The 13719-nt window shown below is 38.5% G+C and carries 12 protein-coding genes; 9 read left to right on the top strand and 3 right to left on the bottom strand.

The features are described 5' to 3' along the window. Window positions 1-173: 173 nt before the first annotated feature. From QUF78_RS05335 to QUF78_RS05350, 4 genes are all read left to right on the top strand, one after another. Complete coding sequence (locus tag QUF78_RS05335; protein ID WP_289323855.1) at window positions 174-1022, top strand: ABC transporter ATP-binding protein; 849 nt, start codon at window positions 174-176, stop codon at window positions 1020-1022. After that, a complete protein-coding gene (locus tag QUF78_RS05340) occupies window positions 973-1893 on the top strand; it encodes an iron-hydroxamate ABC transporter substrate-binding protein (RefSeq protein WP_289323856.1) in 921 nt (306 codons plus the stop codon). The genes QUF78_RS05335 and QUF78_RS05340 overlap by 50 nt, the downstream gene beginning before the upstream one ends. A gap of 67 nt (window positions 1894-1960) precedes the next feature. Next, window positions 1961-2971, top strand: a complete 1011-nt coding sequence (locus QUF78_RS05345) for a FecCD family ABC transporter permease (RefSeq protein WP_289323857.1) — start codon at window positions 1961-1963, stop codon at window positions 2969-2971. Window positions 2972-3027: 56 nt separating this feature from the next. Then, the gene (locus QUF78_RS05350; protein WP_353957690.1) at window positions 3028-3975 is read left to right on the top strand and encodes a FecCD family ABC transporter permease; all 948 of its coding nucleotides are present in this window, start codon (window positions 3028-3030) and stop codon (window positions 3973-3975) included. A gap of 85 nt (window positions 3976-4060) precedes the next feature. On the opposite strand, the gene QUF78_RS05355 is transcribed toward QUF78_RS05350, so the two are convergent. Both QUF78_RS05355 and QUF78_RS05360 read right to left on the bottom strand, forming a co-directional pair. Then, window positions 4061-5008: a response regulator gene (locus QUF78_RS05355; protein ID WP_289323858.1), complete on the bottom strand. Its 948-nt coding sequence runs from the start codon at window positions 5006-5008 to the stop codon at window positions 4061-4063. 4 nt (window positions 5009-5012) lie between these two features. After that, window positions 5013-6275: a sensor histidine kinase gene (locus tag QUF78_RS05360; RefSeq protein WP_289318475.1), complete on the bottom strand. Its 1263-nt coding sequence runs from the start codon at window positions 6273-6275 to the stop codon at window positions 5013-5015. A 384-nt stretch (window positions 6276-6659) separates the two neighbouring features. On the opposite strand from QUF78_RS05360, the gene QUF78_RS05365 reads away from it, so the two are divergent. The 4 genes from QUF78_RS05365 to QUF78_RS05380 all read left to right on the top strand — a co-directional run bounded on the left by QUF78_RS05365 (window position 6660) and on the right by QUF78_RS05380 (window position 12657). Next, the gene (locus QUF78_RS05365; protein ID WP_289318474.1) at window positions 6660-7649 is read left to right on the top strand and encodes a glutaminase; all 990 of its coding nucleotides are present in this window, start codon (window positions 6660-6662) and stop codon (window positions 7647-7649) included. 171 nt (window positions 7650-7820) lie between these two features. Further along, window positions 7821-9455 carry a glutamate/serine transporter AimA gene (locus QUF78_RS05370; protein WP_289323860.1) on the top strand — a complete coding sequence of 545 codons (1635 nt, stop codon included), beginning with the start codon at window positions 7821-7823 and terminating at the stop codon, window positions 9453-9455. A 540-nt stretch (window positions 9456-9995) separates the two neighbouring features. Next, entirely contained in the window at window positions 9996-11891 is a 1896-nt protein-coding gene (locus QUF78_RS05375; protein ID WP_289323861.1) for a PrkA family serine protein kinase, read from the top strand. 214 nt (window positions 11892-12105) lie between these two features. Further along, window positions 12106-12657 carry a GNAT family N-acetyltransferase gene (locus QUF78_RS05380; RefSeq protein ID WP_289323862.1) on the top strand — a complete coding sequence of 184 codons (552 nt, stop codon included), beginning with the start codon at window positions 12106-12108 and terminating at the stop codon, window positions 12655-12657. Window positions 12658-12843: 186 nt separating this feature from the next. On the opposite strand, the gene QUF78_RS05385 is transcribed toward QUF78_RS05380, so the two are convergent. After that, window positions 12844-13053, bottom strand: a complete 210-nt coding sequence (locus tag QUF78_RS05385) for a hypothetical protein (RefSeq protein WP_289317779.1) — start codon at window positions 13051-13053, stop codon at window positions 12844-12846. 118 nt (window positions 13054-13171) lie between these two features. Between QUF78_RS05385 and QUF78_RS05390 the strand changes: the two genes are divergently transcribed. Beyond that, window positions 13172-13351: a hypothetical protein gene (locus QUF78_RS05390; RefSeq protein ID WP_289323863.1), complete on the top strand. Its 180-nt coding sequence runs from the start codon at window positions 13172-13174 to the stop codon at window positions 13349-13351. The last annotated feature ends 368 nt before the right edge of the window (window positions 13352-13719 follow it).

Raw genomic sequence — 13719 nt, forward strand, 5'->3', positions numbered from 1 at the left:
TCGCTAAAAACGGGTTCAGCTCAATAATCCTATCAGAATTGCTCCTTATATACCCATGAAATAACTATTGACAATATATTTAGATAGAATTATAGTAAATAAGTAATGGATAATGATAATCATTTTCATTTGAGTTTTTACTTACCTATTTTTCAATAAATGGAGGTTAAAAAATGGTTCGCCTATATACAGAGAATTTAAATATTGGTTATGGTGAACGTTTGATTGTAAAAGATCTCAGTGTGGAAATTCCAGATAAAAAAATCACAACGATCATAGGTTCAAATGGATGTGGGAAATCCACACTTTTGAAAGCGATCACCCGGATCATTCCAAATCAATCAGGTATGGTTGTTTTAGATGGGATGAATATCTCAAAAGAGAGCACTAAGATCCTTGCAAGAAAAATGGCCATACTTCCGCAGACACCCGAGAGTGCAAGCGGATTGACAGTTGGTGAGCTCGTATCATATGGGCGCTTTCCCTATCAAAAAGGTTTTGGGCGTCTAACCCAAAAAGACTATGATGTGATTGATTGGGCACTTGAAGTGACCGGTACGAAAGACTTTAAGTTCCGTCCGGTGGATGCTCTCTCAGGAGGTCAGCGCCAGCGTGTTTGGATTGCCATGGCCCTTGCCCAGGAAACGGAAATCATCTTCCTTGATGAGCCGACCACCTATTTGGATATGGCGCATCAGCTAGAGGTTTTAGAACTCTTACAGAGGCTGAATGTAGAACAGGAACGTACGATTGTCATGGTTCTTCATGATTTAAACCAAGCTGCTCGCTTTGCCGACTATATCATTGCCTTAAAAGACGGGGAAATAGTCAAAGCGGGAGATTGTGAAGAAGTCATCACTCATGAAGTGTTAAAGGAAGTCTTCCATATTGATGCGGTTATCGGACGAGATCAACGAACGAACAAACCAATGTGCAGTACATACAATTTACTAAAAGGAGATTTGACAACAAATGAAAAAGATAATGATCCCATTTATACTGCTGTTAGTGTTAATTATTAGTGCTTGTGGTAACGAGGCAACCGAAAAAGAAAAAAGCTCCACTTCCAAAAAGGAAAAATCAGGAACCATCACTTACCAATCTGAAAATGGCCCTGTTGAAGTTCCGGCAGATCCAAAGCGTGTTGTCGTTCTATCTACTTTCGCAGGTAACGTAATGGCTTTGGATGTTAACCTTGTAGGGGTTGATTCCTGGTCTAAAATGAACCCGAATTTTAAAGAATTAAAAGATGTCGAAGAAGTGACGGACGAAAACCTGGAAAAGATCATCGAGTTGGATCCGGATTTAATCATTGGTTTATCAACGATTAAAAATGTCGATAAGTTAAGTGAAATTGCCCCAACCGTAACATATACATACGGAAAAGTGGACTATTTAACACAGCACATAGAAATTGGTAAGCTTTTGAATAAAGAAAAAGAAGCCCAAACTTGGGTGGATGATTTCAAAAAACGTGCAAAAGCGACCGGTGAAGACATTAAAGCTAAAATCGGTGAAGATACTACCGTTTCGGTATTCGAAAAGTTTGACAAACAGTTCTATGTATTTGGCGATAATTGGGGTCGTGGAACGGAAATCCTTTATCAGGAAATGAAATTGGCCATGCCTGAAAAAGTAAAAGAAGCGGCGTTGAAAGATGGTTACTTCGCTTTATCTTTAGAAGTTCTGGCAGACTATGCTGGTGATTATGTGATTTTGAGTAATAATAAAGATGAGGACAATTCATTCCAACAAACAGATACGTATAAAAACATTCCTGCTGTAAAAAACAATCAACTCTTTGAAGCTAATGCGAAAGAATTCTACTTCAATGATCCTATAACATTAGAATACCAATTAGACTTCTTTTCAAAAAGTTTTCTTGGAAAATAATACAGCGAGGGAGAGGGATACCAATTCCTCTCCTTTTATTCTATAAAAAAAGAGATGAGAGAGACAGATGACTAATGAAAATCAACGTTTCATCCCATTTATATGTAAACTGATGATAGGGATTGCTGTATTCATAGGCATGTTCATTATTTCCATGGCATTTGGTGCGGCTGATGTTACCGTAAGAGATGTCTGGCAAGCACTGACATCAAATGCTACCGGTGAAAAGATTTCAATCATTCGGGAAATCCGGTTCCCTCGTGAAGTGGGGGCAATCTTTGTTGGTGCAGCACTTGCCGTTTCTGGTGCCATCATGCAGGGGATGACTAGGAATCCACTTGCCGATCCGGGGTTGCTTGGATTGACGGCAGGAGCCAATGCGGGTCTGGCCATTACTTTGGCATTTATTCCAACAGCTAATAACTTAGGGATCATGACTGCGTGTTTTATAGGTTCCGCTGTGGGGGCAACCATGGTTTTCGGGATAGGTGCGATGAAAAAGGGAGGATTTTCTCCTTTACGGATCGTATTGGCTGGTGCAGCAGTCTCTGCATTCCTATTTGCCGTTTCGGAAGGTGTCGGGATTTATTTCAAAGTATCAAAAGATGTTTCGATGTGGACTGCAGGCGGGAATATCGGAACATCATGGAATCAGCTTCGTGTAATCGTCCCGTTCATTTTAATAGGCATCCTGATCTCCTTTCTCTTTTCCAGACAGCTCACCATACTTAGCTTAAGTGAAGAGGTGGCGGTAGGATTAGGTCAAAAGACAACACAAATAAAGGCGGTACTCTTCGTAGTCATCATTCTCCTGGCTGGTGCTGCCGTTGCGCTTGTTGGGAATATGGTATTCATCGGGTTAATGGTTCCCCATATGGTTCGGGCTATCGTGGGTACGGATTATCGATTCATCCTGCCTATGTCCGCGATTTTAGGGGCCACTTTCATGTTGCTTGCCGATACGATCGGACGTACTATCAATTCTCCATATGAAACGCCTGTGGTAGCGGTTGTTGCGATGATAGGTTTACCTTTCTTCCTCCTAATCGTGCGTAAAGGAGGTAAAGCATTTTCATGATCCAGTCAGCATTAGTCAAAAAACAGCGATGGATATTAGGTGCATTATCCGCACTCATTATCATTACGATCATTATTGGGACGTGTTCGGGATATTCGAATCTTTCTTTTGGGCGACTGATTCCTACGCTTTTCGGGCAAGGGACGTTTAAAGAGGAATTCATATTATTTTCCGTCCGATTACCAAGAATCATCATTACCCTTTTAGCAGGTATGGCCCTTGCACTGTCGGGAGCCATTCTACAGGGAATCACACGCAATGATTTAGCCGATCCCGGAATCATCGGAATCAACTCAGGAGCTGGTGTAGCCATTGCCGCTTTCTTTCTGTTTTTCCCGATTGACGCAGGTTCATTTGTTTATATGATTCCACTTGTCGCTTTTATCGGCGCGTTACTGACGGCCTGTTTAATATATATACTCTCATTTAAAAGAAGGGTCGGTCTTGAACCAGTTCGGTTAGTGCTGATCGGGGTTGGTTTTTCAATGGCGCTTTCAGGCCTGATGATTGTCCTCATTTCATCGGCAGAACGGGCAAAAGTCGATTTCATCGCAAAATGGTTGGCGGGGAATATTTGGGGCACGGATTGGCCCTTCATTTGGGCGGTTCTACCATGGTTAATCGTCCTTATCCCATTCACTTTATATAAAGCAAATCGGTTGAATCTGCTTGGTTTAAGTGAACCGGTCGCAATTGGAGTGGGTGTATCGATTGAAAAGGAACGGATCGTATTGCTAATAACTGCTGTCGCACTGGCCGCAGCTGCCGTTTCCGTTACAGGCGGAATTGCATTCATTGGACTCATGGCTCCGCATATAGCAAAATCATTGGTAGGACCTCGAAATCAATTATTCATTCCAGTTGCCATTTTAATCGGTGGATGGCTATTGTTGCTTGCCGATACGATAGGCCGTAATATAATTGAACCCGAAGGGATTCCTGCAGGTATCATGGTTGCATTGATCGGTGCTCCTTATTTCATGTATTTATTGCTGAAAAAATAAGAACGTAGCTAAAATCCCTTGAAATTTTTCAGGGGATTTTATGCTTTTTGAGTACTTCAGTGGTTTTTTTGTGAATATTCATGGATTATCTATATCTAATTATTTCATCTGGATTCAAGCGTTTCGCTTCGAAAAAGAATACTTGAATAAACTTTTTTGTATTTACTCGGGTAGGAGTAAGAACTATTGTAGAATCATTTTGCAGTTCTTTCATCTTTTGGCGAACGACTGTGAAATCAAAAAATTTAGAAGCGTAATTTTCAAACTTTGGATTTGAAAAATCCGTTAAACCGAGCGAAGCAAAATGATTCAGCGATTGGTTGATGGTTCTGCGTATTCGCTGTTCGGCAGCTTTTATTTCACGATTAATATCAGCCTGCACAGCTGATGTTCCGAGCTTTTTCTTTGTGATTTCCACAAAGATATCTTTAAGGGTCGGGAAATGCTGTTTAAAAGTAAAAGTCCGTTCATACATAAATAAATATTGAAGCATTTCCATTAAATCTTTTGCCCCATTTTCTCCAACGATTCCTAATTCCGATAAAAGAAATTCGCCCACTTCTTTTATACTGTTCTCATTGAAATTATTTGATTTAGCAACTTTTGGCTGTTCAAAACTCAATACACTATTTAAAGAGGCTTGGATATTAGTGATCGATCTTTCCAAATGGATACGTTCCATAACTTTTCGAATGACCGTTAATATTTCAATACGATTGATTGGTTTAGTAATATAATAATCAATTCCGAGCGAGTATGCTTCACCAATTAGCTCCTTGGATTCAACCTGTGAAATCATTATTATTTTTCCGTTAAATGTATTTTTTATATGACGGAGAGTCTCAATGCCATCTCGAATGGGCATTAATAAATCAATGAATAATATATCAATTTGTTTTAAATTCAAAATATGTCCTTCTAATAAACTTCCATCTTCCGCTTCCTCCACCACTTCTCCTAAATCTTCGTTCTCAATGATTTGGCTTAAGTTTGAACGTATAGCACAATCGTCATCTGTTATAAAAAAACGCATGAAATCATCCTCTCTGAATCAACTTATGAATTGGTAACTTTATTGAAAAAAGGGCCCCGTTAAGCTTATTTTCAAATAGGATGTCCCCCCCCAGTTCTTTCACGACTTCATTAACATATGAGAGTCCAATCCCTGTTGAAGGTGTTCCGTATTGATCATATTTTGAAGTGAATCCAGGTTTAAATATAACGGTCTGATATTTTTGAGGGATACCAGGTCCATTATCAGCCACTTTAAATTCTACATTGTCGCAAATTTCACACAAACTTAAACGAATGATTCCCTTTTCTTTAATTGCTTCCACTGCATTAGCGACTAAATTATTGAAAAGAGATAATACGGTATATACATGATAATGTGAATGGTTATTTCCATCCAATGAGTATTCAAATTGAATATCCTTTCCAAGTGATAAGGCATATTTTTCATTAATTCGGATAATTAAATGAAAGAGTTCAGCAGCATTCATATAATCTTTAAAACTCTCATTGGAGATCAATTTAGATAGACCAGCAAAAATTCGTTGATTATCCTTCTTAACTTCATGCATTTCACCCGCGATACGCAAAGCCTTTTGACTATATTGCTGTGCAGGAACATCAGGTTGCTTTTCCCTTTTTTCCAGTTCTTTTAAATCACGATACAAATCATACGATTTCTTTGTAATATTCTCTGCATTTTTTAATGTTTTTTTTAAATGAATCGTTTCCTCATATAAATTTGAAATGAGCATCAGCATATGTTCATTTTGTTTTCTGATTTGCTTTTCTCGTGATTGTGCTTCATAAAGTTTCATCATATTAAAAAAGCTTAAAACGATAAAACTGTGGCCGAATGCGATCACGATCATCTCATTTAGTGAACCTAACGTAATCGTTGTTTCTAATACAATATATTGAAAGAATAATTCTACAGAGTCGGACAATATTTCGATAATGAGACCAATAAACCCAATAACTAAAGATCGGTTTTGAAAGCGGTGTATTTTCACTAAAGAAAAAAGAAAGGAATAGGTGAAATAAAAGAAAAAACTAGGATATTGGACTTGGAAAGAAGAAGTCCAGGAAAAATTATCATGCATGAAAAAGTCTATTAGGATTCGAAATACCACAACCATTGTTCCTGTCAAGATGCCTGAAAAAATGGCAGGTGTTTTCTGTAATAATAGTAAAAAGAAGAAAAGTGCAGGCGGACCAAAACTTATTCGAAACGTTTCATTTAAAGGATAAAAACTCAATTCGCCTGCTAATGGTACTGTTAATAACATCAGAACAAGGATATTGACCTCTTTTTTCATTAACGTACTGAGATTCAAGTCGTCACCTCCCAATTTGTTTAAAAAATCAGTATACAGTTACATCGGCTTCAATACAACGCTTACTTTGTTCCTGATTAAACGGCTTAGTACCAATTATGGCAAAACCAATCTGTTTTTCTATCAACAAATAATGGTAACAGTTGATGTGAATTAATCACGTTTTTTTTGTGGATTTTTATTTTTTAGAATTTGTAGGTTTTCGTATGTTTATGTAGTTCCCATTTTAAAATTAAAGGTAGATAGAAATATTTTGAAAGCGCTTAACGATTTTCATTGTGTTTTCAGCAAATCCAATAAAGTAAGCACAAACAACTAATGAGGTGGAAGAATGTGATTGAAGAATTGTCAAAAGAGTATGACATTCACGTTAATAGCCAAAAGCAAGCCTGCTTAGATGAATGGGTGGCACACTACAGATCCTATGCAACAGAAGGACAAACCGCCAATTATATACCGGCATTGAGCAATATACACTTATCGCAATTAGGTATCTGCATACTAGAGCCAGGTGGAACAATGATGAAGTCAGGGGATTGTGAAGTCCCTTTCACGTTGCAAAGTATTTCAAAAGTGCTCAGCTTTATAGCCGCATGCTTGGGTTGCGGCATTTCTTATGTTTTAGAGAGGGTCGATGTGGAACCAACTGGGGATGCTTTCAATTCAATTATTCGTTTAGAAATGCATAAGCCGGGAAAACCGTTTAATCCTATGATAAATGCTGGAGCGATTACTATAGCGTCGCTTCTTCCAGGGGATTCTTCACAAAAAAAATTGGAATTTCTCTATGCATTATTTGAAAATTTGTTAGGGAAGCGCCCGACCATCAATGAGGAAGTGTATCAATCTGAGTGGCAAACCTCTCATAGAAATAGAGCTTTAGCTCACTATTTAAAAGAGGCGAATTATTTAGAATCGGATGTTGAGGAAGCTTTGGAGGTTTACCTGAAGCAATGTTCCATAGAAGTGACCACGGAAGACATAGCCCTGTTTGGATTGATTCTTGCACAAGATGGATACCATCCTATTCGTAAAGAACAAGTTCTCCCTAAAAAAGTGGCAAAACTAGCCAAAGCATTAATGCTTACTTGTGGAATGTACAATGCCTCGGGGAAATTTGCGGCTTTTGTTGGGGTGCCAGCCAAAAGTGGAGTATCTGGTGGGATTATGGCGTTAGTTCCTCCAAATGCCAGAAGCGGACTGCCTTTTCAAGATGGATGTGGTATTGGTATTTATGGACCGGCCATAGATGAATATGGGAATAGCGTAACAGGTAGTTTGTTATTGAAACAAATGGCACAAGAATGGGATCTAAGTATTTTCTGAAAGTAAAGAAAATTTTGTTCTTATAAAAAATCAATATAGGGTACCATCCTAAAGATTTCCCTATCAATTCACTAAACTATAACAAGAGGTGATGTAATGCAGTAAGAGAAATCATTAATCTTGTTACTTTTAAACGTAAGGAATAATTTTGGAAAGCATGGTGATAAACATATGAATAATTTGCAGCGAAAGATGGGAACGTTTTCGTTAACGATGGTGGGACTCGGCTCTATTATTGGCTCAGGTTGGTTATTCGGAGCTTGGAGAGCGGCACAAATTGCAGGACCAGCAGCCATTATCTCTTGGATTATCGGGATGGTCGTCATTTTATTTATCGCACTTTCTTACAGTGAATTAGGGGCAATGTTTCCTGAAGCTGGGGGAATGGTAAAGTATACGCAGTACTCTCATGGTTCGTTTTTAGGGTTTCTTGCAGGTTGGGCAAACTGGATTGCAATCGTTTCCGTAATTCCGGTTGAAGCGATTGCTTCTGTTCAATATATGAGCTCATGGCCATGGGAATGGGCACAGTGGACACATGGTTTAGTGGAAAATGGAAGTCTTACTGGGGGAGGCTTGGCAATTGCCTCTGCATTATTGATCGTCTACTTTTTATTAAATTACTGGACAGTTAGTTTGTTTTCGAAAGCTAATTCATTTATTACAGTCTTTAAGGTTATTATACCTGGACTTACGATTGGATCACTTTTATTTGCCGGTTTTCATGCATCCAATTTTACGTCTGCAGGAAGTATAGCACCTAATGGTTGGGCAAGTGTACTCACTGCTGTAGCAACCTCTGGTATTATCTTTGCATTTAACGGTTTTCAAAGTCCAATTAATATGGCAGGTGAGGCAAAGAATCCTGGACGTTCGATCCCAATTGCAGTAATTGGTTCCATATTAATTGCAACGGTCATCTACGTTTTATTACAGGTTGCGTTTATTGGAGCCGTTGATCCGTCTATGATTGTGAACGGATGGCAACATTTGAATTTCAATTCACCGTTTGCTGACTTAGCTATTGTTTTAGGCATAAACTGGTTAGTTATTTTACTATATGTGGATGCTTTTATTTCTCCTTCGGGGACGGGAATAACATACACGGCTACAACGTCACGAATGCTTTATGGAATGGAAAAGAATAAATATTTACCAAGCGTGTTTGGAAAACTACATCCTCTTTATGGTATCCCTCGTCAAGCCATGTTTTTAAATCTAGGCGTATCGTTCTTATTTTTATTCATGTTTAGAGGCTGGGGTGTACTGGCAGAGGTTATTTCGGTTGCGACTTTAGTCTCTTATATTACGGGTCCAGTTACTGTTATAACATTAAGACGCACAGGTCAGAACTTGTATAGACCATTACGTTTAAAAGGATTAAGTATTATTGCACCACTTGGCTTCGTTTTTGCTTCTTTAGTTCTATATTGGGCAAGATGGCCACTGACAGGACAAGTATTATTTATCATTATGATTGGTCTTCCCGTTTATTTCTATTATCAATCAAAAATAAAATGGAAGGGATTCCGTCAAAACTTTTCAGCAGGGCTTTGGATGGTTGTTTATTTACTCTGTATGATGACCATTTCATACTTAGGCAGTGAAAAGTTTGGCGGACTGAATGTAATTCCATTTGGTTGGGATATGGTCATCATTACATGTTTATCACTAGTGTTCTATAGTTGGGCAATAAAGAGTGGATTCCAAACAGAATATTTGGAACAAGGGCAAAAGGTAAACGACGACTTGAGATCAATGGAGAACGACATCACATCTCAAACGGAAAAAAAGAACGCTGTATAAAATATGAAGGCACTGCCATTGATTTCAGGCTTCGATAAGCGGAAATCAATGGCAGTGTTTATTTTTAATCATTTTAAAAAGATATTTAATAACGAAAGTGCTTTTTTCTATCTATATGGATTGGATGCAAAAGGGGACGGCAAATTTTAATTTGCTGTCCCCTTTTTGGAATTTAAGAAAGGCTTTTATATTCTTTATTTCACACCTGGTTTATCGTCATACCCAGCAGTGAAGATAGCGGCTAAAAATGTAATAGCGACTGCAACGATAATAACTGTGCCCATGTTGTGACCTCCCTTTACCCATATTGTCCCACTTAAGTATAGGCTTAGTATACCCTAATTTTTAGCAGGAGTGCACACAATTTTTCTTGTCAGCTGTTTTGTCATCAATTGTTCAATGAATAAGCCTTTTTAGATACAAAAAGAGTGAAGGGGGATTCGAAACAATGCCCGGCGACTTTTTAAAGTCTGACATGTTTGTCAGACTTGGTGCATAGATTTAAGTATTCTCTGAAAGTGACAGGGGGAGGTTCCTTAAATGGATATTTTAAAGAAAATCGAAAAATTTAGAGAAGATGAACAGAAGCTTAAGTGGGAAGGCACCTTCGCAGAGTACTTAGACATCTTGAAAGAAACACCATTGGTTGCACAATCTGCTCATTCACGTGTATACAACATGATCAGAGATGCGGGGATAGAGGAAGTAAATGGATCAAAGAAATACAATTTTTTCAGCGGCCAGTTGTTTGGCCTTGAAGATTCACTGGAAAGACTCATCGAGGAATATTTTCATCCGGCGGCAAAGCGGTTGGATGTACGTAAACGGATCTTGCTTTTGATGGGTCCTGTCTCAGGAGGGAAGTCTACGCTCGTTTCTTTACTGAAGCGTGGACTTGAAAATTATTCGTTAAAAGATACTGGTGCCATCTATGCAATAAAGGGATGCCCTATGCACGAAGATCCACTGCATCTCATCCCACAGTACTTACGGCAGGATTTTTATGAGGAATATGGCATCCGAATTGAAGGTAATCTTTCGCCGCTGAATGTTATGAGGTTAGAACAAGAGTATGGAAGCAGAATTGAAGATGTAATGGTCGAGCGTATTTTCCTTTCGGAGGATAAACGTGTTGGTATTGGAACATTCAGTCCTTCTGACCCTAAGTCACAGGATATTGCTGATTTGACGGGCAGCATCGATTTTTCGACGATTGCCGAATATGGATCCGAATCGGATCCGCGTGCATACCGTTTTGATGGCGAGCTGAACAAGGCGAACCGCGGGATGATGGAGTTCCAGGAGATGCTGAAATGTGATGAGAAGTTCTTATGGCATTTGCTTTCACTGACTCAGGAAGGAAATTTTAAAGCGGGACGGTTTGCATTGATCAGTGCCGATGAACTTATCGTGGCACATACGAATGAAACGGAATATAAAGCTTTCATTTCCAACAAGAAAAATGAAGCACTGCATTCCCGGATCATTGTCATGCCGATTCCATATAATCTGAAGGTTACAGAGGAAGAAAAGATTTATGAAAAGATGATTCATGAAAGTGATGTTTCCGATGTTCATATAGCCCCGCATACATTAAGGGTGGCTGCAATCTTCAGCATCATGACCCGCCTTAAGGATCCCAAAAAGGGCGATATAGATTTAGTGAAAAAGATGAGGCTTTATGATGGGGAAAACGTGGAAGGCTTTAATTCCGCTGACATCAATGAATTGAAAAAAGAATATCAGGACGAAGGCATGAGCGGAATCGATCCACGTTATGTGATTAACCGAATTTCCTCAACGATCATTCGTAAGGAAAATCCGTCCATTAATGCATTGGATGTACTTATGTCATTAAAAGCAGGTCTTGACCAACATCCATCCATTACGAACGAACTTCGGGAGCGGTATCTGAATTTCATTTCACTGGCACGTAAAGAATATGATGCCATTGCAAAAAATGAAGTGCAAAAGGCGTTTGTCTATTCATATGAAGAGTCGGCTAAGATCCTCATGGATAATTATCTGGACAATGTCGAAGCATACTGCAATAAATCAAGACTGCGCGATCCTTTGACTGGGGAAGAAATTAACCCGGATGAAAAATTGATGCGCTCGATTGAAGAGCAAATTGGAATTTCCGAGAATGCAAAAAAAGCATTCCGCGAAGAAATATTGATTCGAATTTCTGCATATGCGCGTAAAGGTAAGCGATTCGATTATAATTCACATGATCGTTTACGGGAAGCGATCCAGAAAAAACTATTTGCCGATTTGAAGGATGTAGTTAAGATCACCACTTCAACGAAGACACCAGACGAAAGGCAACTGAAGAAAGTGAACGAAGTCATCACGAGACTTATCGATGAGCACGGATATAATTCCACTTCAGCCAATGATTTGCTGCGCTACGTGGGCAGCTTGTTAAATCGGTAATCCATACTTTTTTGCCCCTGCCCCCTATCGGGCAGGGGTTTACCGACTTTTACGGAAAGTTACTTATATCCTACGAATGAAACAAACGCAACGATTCCATTATAAAAAATGATAGTGTAACAAGGTTTTCAGGAATATGTGTGAACAGTTATCTATAATCAAAGAAAAACAAGTTGCCTTAGTTAAGAAAAGGGCAGGATTTGGAGTCGATTGAATGGATTATGTTCGTGAAAAATTAATGATTACGACAGAAAGGCTCGTCCTTAGATTATTTCAAACACCCGATGCAGCAGCGGTTGCGACCCTTTGCAATAACAATAATATTTACAAAAATACATTGTACCTACCTTATCCGTATAGTTTAAATGATGCTTTATCCTGGATGGGGCACCATTACGATAATTTTATGGCTGATAAAAATTATGAGTTCGCGGTAACAGACAAGGAAACTGGCGAATTATTTGGAGCAATTGCATTATCGAACAATAAAAGTTTTAACCACGGAGAAATAGCCTATTGGATTGGCGAGCCATATTGGGGAAATGGCTATGCGACAGAGGCAGCACGAGCGATTTTGCAATTTGCTTTTGAAGAAAAGAAATTGCACAAAGTGTTTGCACGATATTTTCTATCGAACCTTGCTTCAGGTAAAGTTATGGAGAAGATTGGTATGAAAAAAGAGGGGATATTAAAGGAACATGTCATAAAAGACAGTAAATATGAGGATTTAGTATATTGCGGGATTATTAATGAAAATGATCAATAATTAACATACGAAGTTAAGAAAAGGGGGGTGAATATTACTTACTCGCCATTCGAAAAAAATTTGTATTCGATTTTCATTTCGAAAACGCTTATTAATTGAAGAAAATCAACAATCAAGTTAAACAGGGCCTAAGACAAAAAAATGCCGGGCACTTCTCAATGGAGGGGAGCCCGGAGTTTTTGTTTTCTATTTAGTTACATTCAAACCGTACTGTTCAATAAGTGTGATAAGTTGGTCAGGTGAAAGTTTTTCTTCGCTATGATCAATTTTAATTTCCCCATCATCAACATCGATGATCGCACGTTCCACACCTTCCGTTTTTAAAAGTATGGACTCTAGATTTAATATCGGCCCTTCTGATGTTGCTTCCTTTACATAAAGAGTAGTTGTTTGCATATTTCTTGCACCTCCTTAGATTGCTCATAATGTCTTATCTATACCCCATCTTTCCATCAGATATGTTACGTTTTGGATTTGGAAATATTGGGTATCAATAAGTAGAGGTGATGAAAAAATGAGTAAAGAAGAATTGAAAAAGGAGCATGTTCCGGAAAATAGCTCCATGGCGAAGGATTATGAAGAAATGAAAGAACTTGGGAAGCAGATGGAAAATCAAAGGACGAATGAAGAATTGAAACAGTGGGATAAACGCCCCGGTACAGTTCAACATGAAATAGAAGAAGATAAAGATTGACGAATATCATAACCAGAATCATTCTATCTATATAAAAGGGATGCCCAGAAAATTACTGGAGCACCCTTTTTTTGTTTTCATTGCTTTTTTTGAAATGTACTTTTATGTCTCTGCTATGCAGATTATGTACCCCAGCCAATCCAAAAAATGAAGCATACAAGAAACCGAAAAGACTGAAAAACATCAGGTCTATTCGGTTTGATGAAATACCAATTTTGCAGTAACGTTTTAAAAAAATCTTAAAAGGGCCTCTAATGTACATGTCATGACTTGTCTAGTTCGTAGGCAAACATCCATTTTGAATTTTGTTGTAAATTATCCTGCACCGCTGCATAAGATAGAGTAATACTTTTCTTTTAATCCGTTTT

The organism is Peribacillus sp. ACCC06369 (genome assembly GCF_030348945.1).
In the GTDB taxonomy this organism is placed as follows: domain Bacteria; phylum Bacillota; class Bacilli; order Bacillales; family DSM-1321; genus Peribacillus.